Below are 18,339 nucleotides of genomic sequence, written 5' to 3'. Positions count from 1 at the left end.
CTGGTGACCTGAGCAGCTCATTGAGCTCGATGGCATCCCGATTACCTTCACGCGCGCTGCTGAGAATCTTGTTTCGGAATGCCCCGCTGAAGAAGTTTTCGATGTCGTCAGCAGCGGCGGCTACGTTGGCGGTGAATTGCTAGAAGTCGCACGTATCGAAGCGCAATTGCGCGGCATCGCGCTCCCAAAAGATCAGGGTGCCGCAATGAAGGCGCCGATTGCGCTCGACTCGCTTTCGGTCGTAGACACGCTCTGCGCCATCGAGACGGTCATCGGGATCGAACTGCGCGATAATATTGTCCAGACCGGTGGTTACGCTTCGGTGGAGGAAGCGCTCGGCCATCTTGTTCCTCGTATCGAGAAAGTCTGGGTGAAGAAAAAAGGATCCAAGCCATGAACGGTATGGCTATCCGGCAGGAGAATGACGAGCTGGAGCGCAAGCAGCTAGGTGACCGGCTGCGAGAGGCGCGCAAATATCTTGGGCTCAAGCAGGATGAGGTTGCGACCTATCTTAAAATTCCGCGCACCGCCCTTACCGACATCGAAAGCGGTCAGCGACGGGTTGAGGCAATTGAACTTACACGTCTCGCCAAGCTCTATCGCCAGTCAGTTGGCTATTTTACGGGCGAGGATGAAGCTTCGGCAAGCTTGCCTGCCGATGTGGCGCATCTCGCACGCCGCGTTGCCGATCTCTCGGCCGACGACCGCGCTGAACTCAGTCGCTTTGCTGAATATCTGCGCGCGCGGTCGGGTGGGGGACAAGTCTGATCCATGGCTCGGGACTATGACGGCGCGGTGCGCGCGGGGACCATGGCGGCGGGGCGCCTGCATCGCCAACTCGGTACTCAGGCCCTTATCGAGAGCCAGGGAGGCAATATTGATGTGTTCGGGGCGATCCATGCGCTCGGCCTGCCGCTCCTGCTCCGTCCGCTCAAAGGGCTTCTCGGCGCTTATCTGAGCGTGCCGATACCGGGGGTTCTGGTAACGACCGAGCGGCCGATGAGCATCCAGCGCTTCACCGCAGCGCACGAACTCGGTCACTTCTCGATGAAGCACGAACCGAGCCTTGACGATGAAAGCATTCTGCGTCGCATGCCGATGAGCCCAGAACCGGGTCAGGCCTTCGAGGAAACCGAAGCCGACGCATTCGCGGTCGCTTTCATGATGCCCAAATGGTTGATCGGCCTGCACTGCGCCCGTCAGGGTTGGCAGGCGAGCGACCTTCGGCGTCCTAATATCGCCTACCAGCTCTCACTGCGCGTCGGTGCGAGCTATGAAGCGACGTGCCGCACGCTTGTCCGCTATGGCATCATCAGGCCCGCAATCATGCGAGAACTGCTCGATACCCAGCCGCGTAGCCTCAAGGTCGATCTCCTCAAGGATTATCGCCCCGAAAATTATCGCGGCGATGTTTGGCTCCTGACCGAGCGAGACGAGGGCACGCGGCTGGACGGCAGCCGCAATGACCTGTTTGTGCTGCGGCTGCAGGAAAACAGCGGCGGCGGTTACCTCTGGGATCTCGACCAGCTAATCGCCAGCGGATTCGCGGTCGTGCGTGACGAAAGGGAGGCGTTCGAAGCCGATGCGATCGGCGGCCCGACCGTCCGCCGCGTCACCGCTGCGCCCGAGGAAGCCCAGCGCGGTCGCATGTCGCTAAGCGAACGGCGCCCTTGGCAGCCGACCATGACTCATGCGAGCCTGACCATCGAGTTCGACCTCACCGGCCCGGAACAGGAAGGCCTGTCTCGCGCCGAGCGGCGCCATCTGCTCGAGGCTGCCTGACCCCATGATCGATATCGTGACTGATCTTAGGCCGATGCTCGGCCCTGTCCGTGATCAAGGCGCGCGGCCGACCTGTCTCGCCTTTGCTGCGAGCGACGCGCATGCCGCCTTGCGCAACGGCTGGACGCCGCTTTCCTGCGAGTTCGCTTATTATCACGCGCAACGTCGCGCCAAACGACCGCATCAGAGCGGCGCAACCTTGTCGTCGATGCTCGAAACGTTGCGGACTGACGGTCAGCCGGCCGAAGCGGGCTGGGTCTATCTCGATAAAGTGCCGGACGACATTGCTGCATGGGCGCCGCCGACGACAGTTGGCCAATGCTTTGGCCGCGATGGGGGCGCTGCCGCCATTGACCTCACCAGCATACTTGTCGCGCTCGATCAGCAGCGACCGGTGATGCTGCTCACGAAACTGTCACGGTCATTCTACATGCCGGGCTCCCAGGGAGTGATCGATCCGGCCAACGACGAGATGCCGGACGACACTCTAAGGCATGCTATCGTCGCGGTCGGCCACGGCACGACCGGCGGCCAGTCCGCCCTGCTTGTCCGCAATAGCTGGGGGGAGAGTTGGGGCATCGATGGCCATGCCTGGCTCACCGAGAAATTCCTGAAGCCGCGCCTCTTTGCGACGGCAATCCTGACGGGGGATGTCGATGTATCTTCCAGTGCCGCCGCAGCCTGATTGTGTCTCGGCGTGGCGCGAAGCGGTCCGCCTCGTCGACCAGCAGTCACAGCATCACGCCTACAATGTGATTATCGACGTCGTCGATCCGCTGGCGCGTGCGAGCCTTGCTGATCCGGTAATCGCCGCAGTGGATGCCTTTCATCAGGCGCACGATGCCAAGCGCATCGAGACGGTCGCCAATACAATTTTCCCGGCCGGGCTCTATCGGCGCTACGGCTTCCCCAATTTCTTCGATCGCTTTAGGGACAATGTGCTGCCCAAGGTACGAGGCAAGAAGCCCACCTGGTCTGGCTATTATTTCGAGCGGATGATGCTGTTGCCGCAGGCACAGGGCGAGCCGTTGAACCAGCTCGAGGAGATTATCGGTCGCTTGAAGAACCCTAATGTCCGGGCGCTCAACAAGTTCGAGTTAAGCGTTTTCGATCCGCTACGCGATGTCGATGACTCGCCATATGGCGGGCAATGCCTGAGTTTTGCGAGCTTCAAGCTCATCGGCGAGGGCGCAGATCGCAGGCTCGGCCTCACCGCTATGTACCGCAACCATTATTATATCGAGAAGCTGCTCGGCAATCTCATCGGCCTCGGCCGTTTGCTCGACTTCGTCGCGACGGAGGCGAAGATTCCCAGGGGCTCGCTGACCATCGTCTCAACCCATGCCAAGATCGACACCGATAAGTGGAACCGCAGCGCGATCCTGCCGATGCTGAGCGCGTGCGATCAGGCCAGCGCGCAACTTCTGGCTACGGCCCCATAGAGCGGCAGTTCGGGGGAGGCCGGTTCCCGTCCGTTGATTCCATAAAGATCGAACATGCCGTCGATGAACTCGCGCTGCCCGCCATAGCTTGGGTGGCGGATCGCAGTGGTGGGGATATTCAGCCCGTCAAGCGCCAGATGCGCATCGCGTCCGATGGCGACGATGCGCTTTGGACGCACCATCGAGACCAGCGCCTGCAAGAACGGCCAGGTAGCCTCGCGTTCGGCGCGTGTGTGGCAGCGATTGGACATGGGATCGCCTTCCTCATGTGGATGAAACGGAAAGACGTTCCACAGCATGACAGGTTGGCCAATGCGGCCAAGCACCTGCCAGACGATAGCAGCAGTGCGCTCGGCAATCGCAGGGCCTTGGGTGGCGCGCTCCAGCGCGATGCCGCCCATGAGCGCCGCCGCATGGTTCAGATGGATTTCATCAGTCAGCGGCACGCCGGTGCGACGACCGCCGCGATAGCCGAGGTCACGAGCGATCCAGATGGTCTCGACCCGCGCGTCTAGCGCCGCAACGAGTACGCGTTCAAGATTGGCGCGCCGCCGGGCAGCGGCGTCGCGGCGGTCGTGAATGGCGCAGCGATCACGCCATGGATTGAACACTGAGGGAAGATCCGCCGCTGCCAGTGCCGACACGAAGCTTTTGGGGGTCATCACGGCAACTCCTTGATGGTTAGGCGGCGGCGCGCGAAATCGATGCCGATTCGCGCGCGGCGGTTCTTCTGCAGGAAGCGAAACGCCGCATAACCCTGGAGAATTGCCTCTTCCCAGAGCCACAGCGGGCAGTGCTCGGCCTCGTAGCCGGCGACGAATTGGCGAACATGCTTCAACATGTCCAGCGGAAGTCCGCCCGGCTTCACACCTTCGAAGAATTGAAGCTGTTGAGCCTTGCCGAAAAGCCACGATGTTACGCCTTCTTCGATGAGGACCGCGCGGGCGCCGTCCTCAACCTCGTCAAGCTTGGGATCGCTCTTGCGCTTGAGCCGCAGCAGCGCCCGGATCACCGGGGACCATCCCAGCACCGCGACATAGGCATAGTGGAAGACGTCGTGGAACCGATAATCGTCAGGCTCGATCGCATTGTCGGTAAGCCGATCGCCCACATAGACACCGCTCGACCGCTGAAACACATAAGCTTGGCCGCGCACGGTCCGCTCGTAAATGTCGATTTGCATTTTACGCGGGAGTTGTTCTTCCGGGTCGCAGCCCTCATCGAGCGGCGGCGGATAGCAACGTTCGCGCGGCCAGCGATCGAAGATCTTTTGGAGATTCTTGAGCGCAGCGATTTCAAGCGGAACGCCGGACTCGGTCGCGGCTTGGATCAGCCGGCGCATGACGTTGACTAACAGGTCAGCCATGACCTGGCGACCAGGCTCGCTGGCACCTACCCTGATGAGCGTTCCGACGTCGCCGGCGAGCGCGAGGAGGCTATGCTCGAACTCTGCCGTTGGCGCCTTGGCGATCGGCATGTGGGCGGGCTGTAGTGCGTGAAGGGTCAGCGTACCGTTACCGCCGGCCTTGTGGGTGCCTCTGGGCGCGAGCGCTGCTGTGGCGATATCGCTTAATGCAAGTCGGTAGCGGCGCGACACCGCTGCCAAATACCAGAGGACATCGCCAATCTCCTCCGCGACCGCCTCTGCATAACCGAGATAGGAGGCGGCATCGCGCTGCTTCTTCTTCGCCTCGGTAAGCAGGCTTCCGGTTTCACCGAAGAGGCCGAGCATCGTGAAACCGGCCGTGCCTGGCCCCTTGCGCTGATCGGTCCGCGCAGCTTGCCGCGCATATTCATCGATCGTGAGCGCTTCGTCATCGGGCGACATCAGCCGCGCTTCCGCCGGTCGGTGATGGCATCGCCGGGGACCGTCACGCCATAAGCTTTGAGCGCGCGGAGCACGACCATGCGGATCGGCTCGCGGCTGTCGAGCGCGCGTTGCCCAAGGTCGCGCTTTGTGATGGCCGGAACCTGGATTTGAAGATGCTCATCATCCCCCTTTCCATCCGCGTCTCCATATTTCATGAAACCATGTAATCATATTTTCATGAAATATGGAAGTGAATTTGCAAATTTTGGCCGTTAGAGTTCAGCGCCTCGTCAGCATTGCTGAGCTGCTGCCAACAATCTTTTAATTCGGCGAAAATGAGACGTTCAGGCAATTTGCCGTGGGGCCGGGAAACGAAAATCCACTCCAACCGGTGCTGATCCATCACCTTTAACGGCTGCTCGGTCAGCACGTCCCGGTCAGGCTAACGGTGTTCAATGCGGCTCTTCCGGAGCCTGGGTCTCTTTCGCGATGTGCTCTTCATGGAGTTCGCGAGCCATCTGACGCCCGAGAAGGCGAGCCAACCGGATGATCGCGGCATCCGCTGCGGGAGAGATATCCGGTTTGTCGGCCGGATGGCGCGACTTGCTTTTCATGGCTGCGTAACCGCTCGACCCGCGAAATAGGTCGGTATCGGGACAAGGAACGGACCGACTTGAAGTGGAGAAAGAGTGGTGGGGAGGCCGAAATCGCACGAGCGGGCTGTTTCGTCGGAGCGGACAAGAGCAGCTGAAGGTTTTGCCACATCGTCATCCGTGCTATTCTTCTTTCCGGAAAGGCTCTGCTCATGCAGGAATTTACCGAACCTGATCAGATGGACGAGGCAGCCCCGCAAGCGCCGTCTCCGCGCGCTGCGGATTGGTTCTGGCGCCCATGGTATGCGAAAGTCACCTGGGCGTTGACGCTGCTCTACTGGATCGGCCTCGAGGGTATGCTTGCGGTGCCTTTCGACCGGTTGAACATCTATCTGGTCAACACAATGGTCCTGTTGATCTTCGTCTTTAATCCGATCTCTGTCGTTGCGGTCCTCGGATATGGCTTCCTCAAGGCCAAGGTCGCCTGCGGAGAGTGGATCATTACGCCAGGACCGCCCCCGGAAAGACCAATTATTGATCCCTACACCGATCCGTTCGACTCGCGCTCGGGCGACATCCATCTGCGACACATAGGAGTGATCCAGGATTGACATCATGGATCCCGACGCTCCTTGAAGCTTGAATCCCCGTCAGCCATTCCATTGTCGCGGTCGAACAATAGCCGACCGGTACCAAGGATCGACGATTGCTCCATCGATGTGATCGGACCCGTGACGTCGAAGGTGCCACGCCCAGCATCGGCCTGCTTCAGATACCGGTTGCGCAGACCATCATTGCCAAGCACACGTTCGCTGAGTTCTTGGGCAAAAGTCTCCTCGGGACGACCGGAGCGTGCGGCTGCTTTCTCGGCAGCCGCGATAGCATCCCGCACATCATAGTTCACCACGTCGATGGAAGAGCGAGCCGAGACCGCCGCTACTCCTCGATCGACAATGTCGGCGTTCAACCTACCGCTCAGCGAGCCTGTGGCGCTGCTTTTGCCGCCACCTTTTTCTTCGCCGCCCTTGTCGCCGGAACCAACTCCGCGCGAGGCTGAAGCCGTGAGATCGCCGGAGATGCTCTGACTGTCCGCGGTTGAGTGCTCCGCCGACCGTGAAAGCGACCTCTGCCATCCGGTCTGCACCATGATCGCCGTGACATCGCGTTCCAGCGTATCGGCGACCTGCGGCTTCAACCGCCAGTTCCCACGCCGGTCCATCTCGAACCCACCGCGAAGCCAGTTGGCCATGGCAGCCTGACCTTCCTTGCCGCTGCCGAGAAAATGCTCGATCGTATCGGGACCTGCCTGCTTGCCCGCTTCGAACCGCGTGCTGGTGTCGTTGCGGGCCGACTGGCTGAACCCGGTGCTGCTGGAGACGAGCAGGTCATTGTGCGCGAAGCTGAACCGTGCATGCCCACCATTGGCAATGGCGCCGAGCTGGCTTTCATTGATAAGACCACCGCGCCACATCTGCGCCGCAAGATCGGGTGTCAGGTTGAGGCTGACATCGCCATTCTGGCTCATCGCGATCTGTCGCTTGGACATCTCGACGCCATGTTCGCGCAGGAGTGCCTGCGTGCGGGTGAGGCGCTCCTTGTCGACGATCCCGGTCAGCCGCTCGTTGCGGGCGCGGTCGGCGACCCCTTCCGCGCCGCCTTCGGCCATATCGACCTGGTTGCCGGCCGTGCCGGCGAGCGCGCGGATAAAGGAATCGAGCCGCGCGGCCTCACGAACCGATACGCCCGCCGCCGCCGCGCCTTCGGCAAAGCCGGCATTGTCGGCCTGTCGCCGCTGTTCGCCGATCTGCGCATTGCTGCGCACGCCGTCGGGACCGATCTCCCGCTGGGCGTCGAGCTTGCCCGAGCGTTCTGCAAAATCATAGCCGGCAGCCTCCCTCGTGCGCCCATAGACACTCGTGCCTTCCCGCGCCGCTTCCGCGCTCGCGCCATCGGCCGTGCCAACCTGCACGGCGGCATTGTAGCTCTCCAGCGCGCGCATCACCTGTGCCTCATTGCGCCCCGTCGAGCGCGACAGCTGGCTAATCGCGGTCGATCGCGCCTCGCCCGACAAGGCATTGATGAACCCGATGCGCCGGCTGGTCTCGGTGACAGACAGCCCAAGCATGGAAGCGGCTTGCCGCTGACCATGGTTATGCCCTGTGCGATGCGCCTGCTCGGTCGCGACATTGCCGCGCTCGACCGCTGCGACCCTGTCGCCGGCATAGTCGCGCCGCCCTTCCATCGCGCCGACCTGCGTCTGCGCCGCGGTCAGGTCATTGCGCAGCATCTGCTCCTGATCGAACGCATTGGCGGTGATTTTGGCGAAGGTCGGATCGGCGCTTGCCTGGCCGATCAGCGTGGATGCCTTCAGAGCGGCATCTTTGGCATCATAGCCATTGCGCTCGAAATGCCGCTGGGCACCCGATTGCATCATCTCATACGCACGCTGGTCGCCAAAAGCCTTCCACTGCACCATATTCTGCGCGAACGCGGCAAAGGCCCGTTCTCCGGACTGACCTTCCCCAAAATAGCTCGTGCCAAGTTTGCGCAGCGCATCGCCTTGCGCAAAACCATGGATCGCTGTCGTTGCCGCGTTGCTGCGTATTGCGCGCGCGGTGGCGGGATCATTCAGATCGCGTCCGACAAGGGCAGGGGACAGCCCACCCAGTTCCCGCGCGGCATCGATCCGCCCCAGCCCGAACGCTGCCGTTCCCGCCGCACCGCCGCCATGCTCGCCCACAACGGTTCCGGCAGCCCCGAAGGCCCGGTCGAGGCCAAAGCTGCTGCGCTCGCCAAAATCTCCGAACCCTGACGAAGCCGAACGCCGCGCCTGGGTGCCGCTGGCTGAAGCCTGCGCTTCGAGCGCGGAGGCATAGCCCTCGCTGGTGCCCACCGTCGCCGCCGCCATGCTGCCCTGGCCCTGGACGCCGAGCATGCCGGACGTGAAGGCGGTGAACATGTTGCCCGAAAAGCGGAACACGGTGAACACGAAGGCGCCGGCAAGACCCGCTGCGGCTGTGCGGAACGAGCCGAAGATGGCAAGCGCTTTCATCGCCGCCGATGGCGCGAGGATCCAACTGTCGGCCGCGACATGGGTGGCCCGCAGCTCCGCCAGTACGTCCATCGCCCGTCCCAGGGTAAGCTGATAGATCCCCGCGTCGATGACGCCCCATAGCGCGACGAACACGAAGAGCCCCAGTGCAAAGCTCGCGACCCTGAGGTTGATCGGCGTCAGGATGAAGAGCAGCGCGATGGGCATCATCATCAGCATGATCGCAAAGACCGAGGCGCGGATGGTCGGCATCCACTCATTGGCGGTCGAGAGCGTCGCCAGGCCGTTGGACTCGATTGCCCGGTTGGCCATGATCCGCGCGGTCGCTGCAGGGGAATCCTCGAACAGGACGTCGCCGACCGTCTGTCCCAGCAGCACGTTGGTCAGGAACTTCTGCCGGCTCATCGATTGCCCGAGCATCATGTCGCCCAGGCCGTCGATCTGCTGACGGCAGCGATCGCGCTGGGTCGCCTGGGTCACATCGAAGCCGGTGCGCGCGCAGACCTGGTCGCTATAGGCATCGAAGATCGTATTGTCGGCGAGACGATCGGCGATATAGCCCCAGGCCGCGTCGCAGCTCATCGTCGTCCCGGCCTTGTCGCTCGCAGTATAGACCGTCGAGAAGGTCGCCGGGCCTGCCATCGCCGCGAAAGAGGCGGGAAGGTCGGTTGAGGTCCGAAAGAGCTGATCGTCATCGACACCATAGGCGGGCGAAACACGCGCCACCGGATAGCATTGCCGCACATAGTCCTTCACCGTCGCATCGAGGAACGTGTCGACGATCGGACTGCGCGGGGACACGGCGTTCAGGAACAGGTCGAACGCATGACCGCCGGCACCGAACTCCAGCTTCGCATTGGGATCGGTGGTGTTGTCGTCGATGGTCTCGGCAAGGGCCCGCTCCATGAGGTTGGTGACGCCCGCGACCAGCACGATCAGATTGGGCACGTCGCCGACCGGCTGGTAGGCGTTGCGCACCCGGTCATAAATGTGGACCGTGCCGGTCGTGGCGATCATCCCCACGAACAGGCCAATGCCGATCAGCATCTGGAAGCCGAAGGCGACAAGGCCCATGCCGGAACCCTTGATGCTTGCCAGCACCGCACCCATGGCGATGCCGGCCACCGCGATGATCACGACCAGCGTCTCATAGCGCGGATCGCTGAAGATCATGGCGACGAGGTGGAAGGCATCGACCGTTTCGGCAAAACCGTCCCAGGTATGATAGCTGGCGTCGATCGCCAGCGCGGGCGTGGCACCCAAAAAGCCCAGGAGACCGACGAGGAGGCGGATGAAGCGGCGCATGACGATCCTCACCGGTTGCGGTTGGCATTGGCGCCCGCGGCGTCGCGGGCATCACGGTCGCGCTGGCGCACGACGCCGGCATAGCTCGCCGACAGGTTCGCCTGGCTCATCGCCGCCATGTAGGACTGGCGCATCTGCGCGCGCTGGCGCAGAACCTCGTCGCGCAACTCGCGCAACTGCTCGATGCCCTTGGTCAGGATGCGGGTCTGGCAGATATTGCTGTTCTCGGCATCGGCGGCACCCGCGGTGGTCGCACCGCGCTCCGCATTCTGCAGCGCGAAGTCGATCGAGCGCGTGAGGTCGTTGAGCATCTGATAGGCAAGGGTGAGCGCGACCAGTTCATCGGTGTCGGCGATGACGCTGTCGGTCAGGCCCTGCCGCACACCCCATTCGAGCAGGCGATAGACGGGCAGGGTCCGCACATTGGCAACGAACTGCTTCTCCTCGGTGGTGAGCGCGGAGCGGGTACGGATCTTGGCCGCGACCGTCTCCATCCTTTCGCGCGCCAGCAGCAGCGCGCCGCGCCCGGCGCCGTTCACCGAGCAATCCGCGGCAGTAGCGGGAATGTTGAGCGCACGGGTCGGGACGCGGCCTGTCAGGAAATCATCGGCGCTTTCGGTATCCTGGCGCGGGCAGGCGGGAATGGCCGAGAAGATCGGCACCTTGTCAGTGGCGTCCCAGCGCATGTAGACATCGCCAACCCTGGCCCGCATCACACCGGCCCAGTCGGATGCGCCGACCCGCGCGGCGGCATGCGCGAGCAGCGAACCGGTCTTGAAGATGTCCGTGACCTCAGCCGGGCAATTGGCGAGGGCGTCCTTCAGATCCTCGGTCGGATTGCCCTTGTTGGCCTGGATCTTCTCGCGGCTCTGCTGCCAGCTATTGGCATAGCCTTCGCGGATCGACTTGTAGCCGGTCATCTCCTCGACGATGCCGGACATGTTGTCGTCACCCTTGGCGATCTGGACCATCCGATTGGCGAGCCGGCAGTCGTTCACCTGGATCGAGTTCAGGAAATTGGTCGCCGCCTCCATCTTCGAGAGGATATTTCCCATTTTCTCGTCCAGCGTTTCGAGAAGATACTGGAAGGCCACTGCCGGTGCCGCCTGGAGAATCGTCTCCAGCTTCTGGACAAGATAGTCGGGATCGAGAAACGACATGCCCCCCAGGAACATGTCGATACCGCCGCAGCCCGCCTTCACCTTGGGCATGGTCAGGCTCATGAGATAATCGTCATGAACGTCGACGCGGCCCGACATGCCGCCCGCGGTCACATAGCCGCGGGTCTGGTCCTCGAAGCTGCCCGGCGAGGTATAGGTGACATTATCGAACCAGCTTTCGGCCCAGCTTTGCGCATGCGCTGGAACGGCCTGGCCGCATGAGGCGGCGATCAGGCAAAAGGCAAGGGTCGAACGACGAACAAGATGTCCCATGGCAGGCTTCCTGGTGAGAAGGAAGGGTGACGCCGCCCCGCCATGATCAGCGTCCCTTCGGGCTGGAGGAGGCCGGCGCCCTCACGCCGACGATCCCGGTGAACTTCGACATGGCGCGCACGCCGACAGCAGCCCGGGCGCCGGTGAGCATCCGGGCGGCAAGCCAGACGTTGCGCGCGATATTGGCTTCGTGATCGGTGCCGATCGCGATGGGCACCATGCGGTTCGGGTCGGCCACGGGACGCACCCAGGCGACCGGATTGCCGACCCACGGGAGACCGAGCCGTCCCGAACGAAGCATCGCCTCCTGTGCGCCGATGGTCCGAACCTGCCAGCCGTACTGCGCGCGGAATGCCTGAAGTTTTGCCCAGAGATCGCCGCAGGGCAGGCAGCCCGGCGCGGTGCTGATCTCGATCACATAAAGCGATGCCTGGCTGCGCAGCATGGTCTGGAAGTCAGGGGGAAAATCACGAGTCACCGGTACACGGGAAAGCCAGAGGCGCAGGTCGGCGACATTCGATACCGGATGGACAGCCGCACGCATCGCCGCTTCGCGGCTTATTTGCTGGGCGTCGCCGATGGCCGACACCGCCAGCCAGGGCAGGATCACCATGGCTATCGCAAGCCGAACTCGCCCGGAGCGCCTCACGGCCTGGGTTCCCTTGCATCGATGAGATCGCCGCCAATCACACGCGGATCGGTCGAGGAAACCGGCCCATTGGCCAGCGCGTCGAAAAACCCGTTCTCTTCGCCGGCACCGGTCAGCCATTGCTCGGGCCGAATATCGCCGCTCAGCAACTTGACCGCCTGATAGGCCATCTGCGCGATGTTGGGATAAGTCTCGACCCCAGCGGCGATCACCATGCGCTGGACACTGTTCCTGCGAATGACCATGGTGGTCGGCGTCACTTCGACCCCGAAACGCTGGGCAAGCTCGGGTTTGCGGTCGAGGTCCATGAGGCTGACCTGCCAACCCATCTCGTCCTGGAAACGCTGCACGATCGGCCACTGGACCTTGCAGTAACCGCAGGATGTGCGGGCAAACATCACAAGCGCGAACTCTCCGGCGTGCGCGCGCAGATACTGGCGGCGCACCTGATCCTTCTGCGCGCCGAGCGCATCGCGGGCCTCGCCGACCAGGGGATTGGCGGCCCTGGCATTGAGCTCGGGATGGGTCAGCATGGCCAGTTGGGTGACGCCGGCGAAGGCGCGGGCCTTGCGCCGCGCGAAATCCTGCAGGCGCCAGAAATCGGCGACGGCATCGACGGTGAGCACGGTCGTCGCATAGTCGCGCTGCTGCTCGATCAGTGTGCGGATCTTCGGCGGTGTCCAGGTCGCCAGTTCGGCCATGGGCGGGATTACCGGCTTCACCAGAGCGTCAGGATCGGGCTTCTCCTGCTCTGCCTTGGGCGGTGCCTGATACCACCAGTAGCCGCGCGCTTCGCGACCCGCGGCGCCCGTGGATTGCGCGGCCGCCGATCCAGCCAGGAGGAGAGCCGCGCCTGCTATCACAGCGAGCCGCGTCACAGCAGCTTCTCCATCCGGGTGAGGCGATCGATGGCGACCGGGCCATAATAGCGGCTGTCATATCCGTCGGGATGGCTCGACCCGACGAAGATCAAGCCATCCGGAATATTGGGGCTGGCCGGCTGCCAGTGCCTAAGCGCTTTGCCGCTGCGCGTCGCAGGCTTGCTGACGCCCATCAGCCGGCCATTGCAATAGTACCAGCCATTGCGGCTCGGACCGAAGCTTGCAGGCTTCTCGACCATGACGATCCGATCACCGGGCATGCACAGCGCATATTTGGTGACGCCGACCGGCCTGGGGCCCGCGATCGCATCGGCGAGCGTGAAGGAGACGAGATCGCCGCGATGCACGGGCCCGGGAGAGCGATGTACCACCCAGGCCTCGATCGAGGGCGTCATGACCAGGGTGATCTGCGGTATCGCCCACCAGGCAAAAAGGCCGATCGGCAGCACGATTCCATAGGCCTTGAAGAGCTGCGCGGGCCGCGCCGGTTGTCCAAGGCCGCTCGCGCCCAGCGCTACGGCGGCCCGCAGCGGCAGGTCTTTCAGTTCACGCCAGGCGCGCTTACCGCCGTGCCAGATGAGCGAGAGCATCCCGCACCTCCTCCCTGCCGCCGAGGCGGTCATATTCCTCGAGAAGCCCCGACAAGGCGGCATCGCCCTGAACCAGATGCGCCGAACGAGGGCTCGCCTCGTCGCGCTCGCAATAGGGGAGCGTCGGATCGCCGGGGATCATCGCCAGCGCGGGAACCCGGGCGACGCCATGTTGCCGGAAGACCAGCGGATCGACGATCAGCTGCACGTCCCGCATGGCGCAGGCCGGGCCTTCGCAGCCCGGATCGCGCCGCAGGATGGCGGCAGACAGCTTCGCCATCGGCGCCACTTGCCGCATTCCGCCCGGCATCCCGCGAAACGCCATGACCCCTCCGGCACGCTCAAGCTGCCCGGCATAGGTGCGCAATGTCTCGATCGGCATCGACGAGGACACGAACAGGACCGGTACCCAGTGTTTGCCTGTACCGGGCGATACCACTCCGGCCAGCGCCGCCTGTTCCGGCTGCTCCAGTCCGAGCGCCTGCGCGATCCGGCGACTGGCCGCGTCGCGCTCGGCTGCCAGGCGCTCACGCGCGGCGGCGATATCGGCCTGCGCGCGTTTCTCCATATCCGGATCGTTCCTGCGCGCCTTGAGCCCCTCGAAGGCCCGGCGCTGCGCTGCGGTGTCGGGTTTTGCGGGCAGAGCGGGCGGGGGGACGGACATGGCCTTCGCCTTGCTGGCGGCGCGTTTCACGCGCGCCAGCGCAGCTGCGCCTTCATCCTGGATGCGCGCGCGGGCATTTTCGTTATCCGGTTGATCGCCCCCGGCCTGCTGCTCAGCGGCCCGAGCGAAGGCGGGCGCCGATAGGGACGCAAGCACGAGCCCTGCCAGCAGCAGGGCGCGCCTAGTTGCTGATCGTCTGCATATAGGCATCGATCTTGTCCTTCATGTCGATCTGGATTTCGGATTGAGCGCGGGCTTCCACCTCCGCATAATATTCGGAGAGGTGCATCCGCGAGAAATCGAGGGCCTGGAATTCTTCGGGGGTGAAACCCCGGCAGTATGGCTCCTTGGCGGTGCCCCAACCGATGGCGCTGAAGGCCTTCAGCTGCGGACGGCCCTGCTCCTGGATGATCCGGCCAAGCTTGGTGTTGAAGCAGCAATGGCCCCGGGACTTCTGGACGCAGATCCCCAGGATCTTCGAGGAGCAATAGCTGCCGATCTCATGACACATGCCCGAGCCGCGCAGCATGCCCACTTCCATGTCCTGCTGGTCGCAGCCCTGGAGCAGCACCTCGATCATGAAATTCACCGCGAGGCTAATCGCGATCGAGGTGGGGTCGATCCCGACGATGATCGCATTGGCGCCGGCGCTGGCCGCCTGGCTCGCGGTCGCGCCTGCCTTGAAGGCGGTGTAGGCGGCTTTCATGCCGGTGAAGACGCCCTTGGCGACCGCGATCTTGGTCGAGATGGACGAGATCGAACCGCCCATGCCGTCTTTTACGATCTTGCCCTTTTCCTTGCAGCAATTGGAGAAGGTCGTCTTGAGGCCGGCAGGACGGCACCGCGCGGCGCGGCCGGAAAATATCTCGATCGTGCCCAGACAATTGCCCTCGGCATCGACGGCGCCATCGGCTTCGACACCCGGATCATCGACTGCCGGATCGTCGACGATCGGGTTGGCGCTGGTGTCGATGCAGGCATTGGCCGAGCAGGCCGGCGCGCCGCCACTGGCCGGCACCTCGCAGCCATATTGATCGCCAAGCGGGCAGTGCAGGGCGCCTGAGACGTCGGCCTCGCACATCGTCTGGCCGATCGGGCACATCCAGCCGCCCGATGCCGTCAGATGGCAGCTCGCCGTCTCGCCATCATCGGCCGCATCGCCATTGCCGTTGAGGTCGACCGCGCAAAGCTGCTGTGCCGCGGCGTCCGACGGGGACAACAATGTACCCGCCATCAGCATCAGGGCTCCGGCGAGCAGGGATATACGCGCGCTCATCGCACGCTACTCGTGCAGACGAGGTCGGCGCCACCCAGGCGCACGGTCTGCATCATCACCGCTGTCTCGGGGAAGTCGTCGAGGCAGCCGCACCCCTGGACGAGCTCCTCGCCTTCACCGGCCGGGCAGACATTGCTGTCCTGGCACGCATGATAGACATAGTCCCAGCCTGTGGGATCGGTCTGTTTCGCGCCGGTAACGCCATCGGGCGCGGCGGCCGTGTTGACCATTGCCTTGCGGGTCTTGCAGATCGGCTCGCAGGCATTGACGCTGCCCCGGTCGGGCAGGGCAAAATTGCGCGTCGTCAGGCTATAGCTCTCGTCGGCGCTTCTCACCCGGTCAGCGAGCAACGTCTCGGTCGAATGATCGATGATATAGGCGCCGCGCGAGAGATCCGGTTGCGCCGCCTGTCCCAGGTCCACCGTGCACCGGTAGCCTCGCTCGCGCCGGAAGAAGTCGCGGGTGATCTGTGTGGCGCAGATGCCGGTCCCGAAGAGCCGCGTCTGCGGCAAGGGCGAAAGTCCGGTGTTGACGCCATTGCGAAAGCTGGTGACCCCGTCCACCACTTCGTCCTGCAGCCGGCAATCGTCGTTCGAGGCATAGCCGCCACATGTGTCGACGAGTTGCTCGGTCGTCTTGCAGCCGGCGTCCACGCTGGCCTCGATCGACGCATAGGCTTCGCCGCCATCGGCGACCGCGACTCGCAGCCAGATGTCATGGTCGCCCTGCGTCATCCGCGATGTGAGATCGAGGCCGGGGTAGACATAGAAGGCCCCCTTCTTCTCGCATTTGCCGGGCGGCAAGCCTGTCCCGGTCCAGCTCTGCGGTCCCGAACCGACCAGTTCGCCATCGACGCGGATCTGGGCCCAGTCGTCAGCACCGAAGCGGGACAGCAGCACCTGATGAAGCCGATCGACGTCCTTGACGCGCAGCGTCATGTGGAAATCGAAGATCGAGCAGGAACCGCCCGAGAGGCTGTTGTCCACGGGCGAGCCCATGACGAAGGTCAGATTGTCGGCGCTCGAAGCATAGGTCGCATAGCCGCCCGAAACCCGATCGATGATCTTGTCCGCGGTAATTTCCTCCTGGGTGATCTGCCGGGTGATCGTGCAGCTTCGGCTCACTTCGGATGTGCCAGCACCGGTCGAGGAGGCCGAGAGCGCCTGGAACACACTACTCGCCTGGGCGGCGGCATAGGCGTCGCCGACAATGGCGTTCGGACTGGCCTTATATGCGGTGGCCCCGATCTGGGGCTGCGTCGCGCAGGAGGTCGTCTGTGCGCCGGTGTAGCGGATCACCGGCCCTTCGATGGATGCCTGCGCAATGCCGATCCGCGCATCTGCGCTGGTGAGCGCGCCGACAACCCCGCCGCCAAGGTCCTTGAGCACGGAGGCCATGTTGCCCCAGACCAGATTGCTGCCGCAGCTGTTGTTGACGCAGTAACAGCCGGCGAGATCGGTCAGCTCGACTTCGCTGAGTTTGAGCGATCCGGTGGCAGACGTATCCCAGCGGAAGAAGCGGCAGGCGTCCCAGGTACCGGGTGTACAGGAGATGATCCCGTCGGCGCAGATGCCCGAGGCAGGAACGGGCAGGGTCAGCGCCTCGTCGAAACTGCCGTCGAGATCCTTGTCACGCGAGATGCTGAGCGTGCCGATGTCGCCGGTCGCATTGGGCTGGGCGAGCAGTTCCAGCAATGTCGTGGTTTTCTGGCAGGCCAGGTTGGGCGTGAACGTCTTCGAGGAATCGACCGTGCTAATCGTCTGCCCGGCAAGACCCGGGGTCACGTAATTCTCGAGAATGGCATCGCTGTCCGCGCTTTTTGCGCGCGCGGCAGCTGCGGCGGCACGAGCCCGGTCTTCCGCCGTCTGTGCATAGGAGGAGGCGGGCAGACACAGCGCCGCGACAAGGAACAGGGCAGGGCGCCTCATGGCCGGATCTCGCTCGGTATGATCAGCCGCGATCCGCGCCGTAGCCGGAAAAGCAGGGTCCTTGGGATCGGTCCGGGCAATGTCGCCCGGAACACTGCCTGTCCTTCAAAAACGGTCAGCGTGGCCACGACGACAGACGGCGAGGAGGGGCGCACCGCCTGTCCATCGTCTGTATTCACGGCCACGCCGACCGCCCGACCGGCGCCGCAGGGGGGATGCGACGCCGGCCTAACCGCATGGGGAGCGCCCGGCGCAATGGAATGACGGGCAAGCCATCGGCTGTTCCCGGGCGATTCCATGCGGTCAGGGAAAGACGGACCGGTCATGGCGTTGAGACACCGGCGCAGCAGATCGTCTTTTCGAAAGCCAAGAACTGGGCATTGTCCTTGCCCGGCGCATGCTTGGCGCTGGTCCAGAGCGCGCCGGGACGGCCGATATTGACGCACTGGCCGCCCTTGACCGGTTCCATCAGCTGGAACTTGTAACGGCTCTTGGTCCAGACGGGCTGGGGAATGAAGGAACAGCCGTCCGCCGAACTGACGGTAAGTGCGCCGAGCCGGCCCATCATGAACACGCCGCGCGCGGCAAGGCCGGCCCAGGCCTCGACGCTGTCCCCGAAATGAATATCGCCCGCGATCGGATAGGTCGCGCCCCAGCTGCCCATGCACCAGAACAGCGGATCGACGACCTTGCCCGCGGCGGCCGCAGCGCTGTCGGCCATGCAGGCGAGGCCTGCCGCCGGATTGCCGAACAGGATCGCCTCGGGCTGGATGATCGCGCCCAGTGTTGCCGACTGCCAGGTCGGCAGGACCTCGGTGATGAGCGCGACATCGAAGCCGTCGTCCTCGATGCAGGGCAGGTCGGTGAACATGTCGAGCATCTTCCAGACCGGCGAGATGTAATAGTGCATCTGCGCGAACATCTTGCGGGTGTT

20 protein-coding genes are annotated in these 18,339 nt (G+C 63.6%); 6 read left to right on the top strand and 14 right to left on the bottom strand.

What is annotated here, in order from left to right:
* Window positions 1–166: 166 nt before the first annotated feature.
* The 5 genes from VMR39_RS22185 to VMR39_RS22165 are packed head-to-tail and all read left to right on the top strand — an operon-like array spanning window position 167 to window position 3,224.
* Complete coding sequence (locus tag VMR39_RS22185; RefSeq protein ID WP_325419173.1) at window positions 167–397, top strand: hypothetical protein; 231 nt, start codon at window positions 167–169, stop codon at window positions 395–397.
* Window positions 394–768: a helix-turn-helix domain-containing protein gene (locus VMR39_RS22180; protein WP_010339384.1), complete on the top strand. Its 375-nt coding sequence runs from the start codon at window positions 394–396 to the stop codon at window positions 766–768. The genes VMR39_RS22185 and VMR39_RS22180 overlap by 4 nt, the downstream gene beginning before the upstream one ends.
* A 3-nt stretch (window positions 769–771) precedes the next feature.
* On the top strand, window positions 772–1,782 hold the full coding sequence (locus VMR39_RS22175; RefSeq protein WP_010339383.1) for an ImmA/IrrE family metallo-endopeptidase: 1,011 nt from the start codon (window positions 772–774) through the stop codon (window positions 1,780–1,782).
* A 16-nt stretch (window positions 1,783–1,798) separates the two neighbouring features.
* Window positions 1,799–2,467 (top strand): C1 family peptidase, encoded by a 669-nt coding sequence (locus tag VMR39_RS22170; RefSeq protein WP_325419170.1) that lies wholly within the window; start codon window positions 1,799–1,801, stop codon window positions 2,465–2,467.
* Complete coding sequence (locus tag VMR39_RS22165; protein WP_031298116.1) at window positions 2,439–3,224, top strand: hypothetical protein; 786 nt, start codon at window positions 2,439–2,441, stop codon at window positions 3,222–3,224. The genes VMR39_RS22170 and VMR39_RS22165 overlap by 29 nt, the downstream gene beginning before the upstream one ends.
* Here VMR39_RS22165 and VMR39_RS22160 read toward each other — a convergent pair.
* From VMR39_RS22160 to VMR39_RS22140, 5 genes are all read right to left on the bottom strand, one after another.
* On the bottom strand, window positions 3,188–3,886 hold the full coding sequence (locus VMR39_RS22160; RefSeq protein WP_010339380.1) for a uracil-DNA glycosylase: 699 nt from the start codon (window positions 3,884–3,886) through the stop codon (window positions 3,188–3,190). The two genes, VMR39_RS22165 and VMR39_RS22160, sit on opposite strands and share 37 nt — an antisense overlap.
* Window positions 3,886–4,956, bottom strand: coding sequence for a nucleoside triphosphate pyrophosphohydrolase family protein (locus VMR39_RS22155; RefSeq protein WP_231746403.1), 1,071 nt, complete (start codon window positions 4,954–4,956; stop codon window positions 3,886–3,888). The genes VMR39_RS22160 and VMR39_RS22155 overlap by 1 nt, the downstream gene beginning before the upstream one ends.
* 95 nt (window positions 4,957–5,051) lie before the next feature.
* On the bottom strand, window positions 5,052–5,249 hold the full coding sequence (locus VMR39_RS22150; RefSeq protein ID WP_021226036.1) for a hypothetical protein: 198 nt from the start codon (window positions 5,247–5,249) through the stop codon (window positions 5,052–5,054).
* Window positions 5,250–5,269: 20 nt separating this feature from the next.
* The gene (locus VMR39_RS22145; RefSeq protein ID WP_037510962.1) at window positions 5,270–5,464 is read right to left on the bottom strand and encodes a hypothetical protein; all 195 of its coding nucleotides are present in this window, start codon (window positions 5,462–5,464) and stop codon (window positions 5,270–5,272) included.
* 22 nt (window positions 5,465–5,486) lie between these two features.
* Complete coding sequence (locus VMR39_RS22140) at window positions 5,487–5,648, bottom strand: hypothetical protein (RefSeq protein WP_021226038.1); 162 nt, start codon at window positions 5,646–5,648, stop codon at window positions 5,487–5,489.
* 191 nt (window positions 5,649–5,839) lie between these two features.
* Between VMR39_RS22140 and VMR39_RS22135 the strand changes: the two genes are divergently transcribed.
* On the top strand, window positions 5,840–6,238 hold the full coding sequence (locus VMR39_RS22135) for a hypothetical protein (protein ID WP_021226039.1): 399 nt from the start codon (window positions 5,840–5,842) through the stop codon (window positions 6,236–6,238).
* A gap of 2 nt (window positions 6,239–6,240) precedes the next feature.
* On the opposite strand, the gene VMR39_RS22130 is transcribed toward VMR39_RS22135, so the two are convergent.
* From VMR39_RS22130 to VMR39_RS22090, 9 genes are all read right to left on the bottom strand, one after another.
* Window positions 6,241–9,984 (bottom strand): conjugal transfer protein TraG N-terminal domain-containing protein, encoded by a 3,744-nt coding sequence (locus tag VMR39_RS22130; protein ID WP_037510964.1) that lies wholly within the window; start codon window positions 9,982–9,984, stop codon window positions 6,241–6,243.
* 8 nt (window positions 9,985–9,992) lie between these two features.
* Window positions 9,993–11,417 carry a conjugal transfer protein TraH gene (locus VMR39_RS22125; protein WP_037510967.1) on the bottom strand — a complete coding sequence of 475 codons (1,425 nt, stop codon included), beginning with the start codon at window positions 11,415–11,417 and terminating at the stop codon, window positions 9,993–9,995.
* Window positions 11,418–11,463: 46 nt separating this feature from the next.
* Window positions 11,464–12,030, bottom strand: coding sequence for a hypothetical protein (locus tag VMR39_RS22120; protein ID WP_037510971.1), 567 nt, complete (start codon window positions 12,028–12,030; stop codon window positions 11,464–11,466).
* A gap of 32 nt (window positions 12,031–12,062) precedes the next feature.
* Window positions 12,063–12,944, bottom strand: a complete 882-nt coding sequence (locus VMR39_RS22115) for a conjugal transfer protein TraF (protein WP_037510972.1) — start codon at window positions 12,942–12,944, stop codon at window positions 12,063–12,065.
* Complete coding sequence (locus VMR39_RS22110) at window positions 12,941–13,537, bottom strand: S26 family signal peptidase (protein ID WP_037510974.1); 597 nt, start codon at window positions 13,535–13,537, stop codon at window positions 12,941–12,943. The genes VMR39_RS22115 and VMR39_RS22110 overlap by 4 nt, the downstream gene beginning before the upstream one ends.
* Entirely contained in the window at window positions 13,509–14,357 is an 849-nt protein-coding gene (locus VMR39_RS22105) for a type-F conjugative transfer system pilin assembly protein TrbC (protein WP_230588600.1), read from the bottom strand. Before VMR39_RS22105 ends, VMR39_RS22110 begins: the two co-directional genes overlap by 29 nt.
* Window positions 14,358–14,382: 25 nt before the next feature.
* Window positions 14,383–15,477 (bottom strand): conjugal transfer protein TraN, encoded by a 1,095-nt coding sequence (traN, locus tag VMR39_RS22100; RefSeq protein ID WP_037510976.1) that lies wholly within the window; start codon window positions 15,475–15,477, stop codon window positions 14,383–14,385.
* Window positions 15,474–17,405: a hypothetical protein gene (locus VMR39_RS22095; RefSeq protein ID WP_325419153.1), complete on the bottom strand. Its 1,932-nt coding sequence runs from the start codon at window positions 17,403–17,405 to the stop codon at window positions 15,474–15,476. The genes traN and VMR39_RS22095 overlap by 4 nt, the downstream gene beginning before the upstream one ends.
* A gap of 322 nt (window positions 17,406–17,727) precedes the next feature.
* Window positions 17,728–18,339, bottom strand: a 612-nt coding sequence (locus tag VMR39_RS22090) for a TraU family protein (protein ID WP_325419151.1), incomplete at its 5' end; no start/stop codon positions are given.

It is taken from the genome of Sphingobium sp., from assembly GCF_035511395.1.
Lineage (GTDB): Bacteria > Pseudomonadota > Alphaproteobacteria > Sphingomonadales > Sphingomonadaceae > Sphingobium.
The sequence above is the reverse complement of the archived record's forward strand: the minus strand, read 5'-3'. Positions and strand labels throughout refer to the sequence as shown.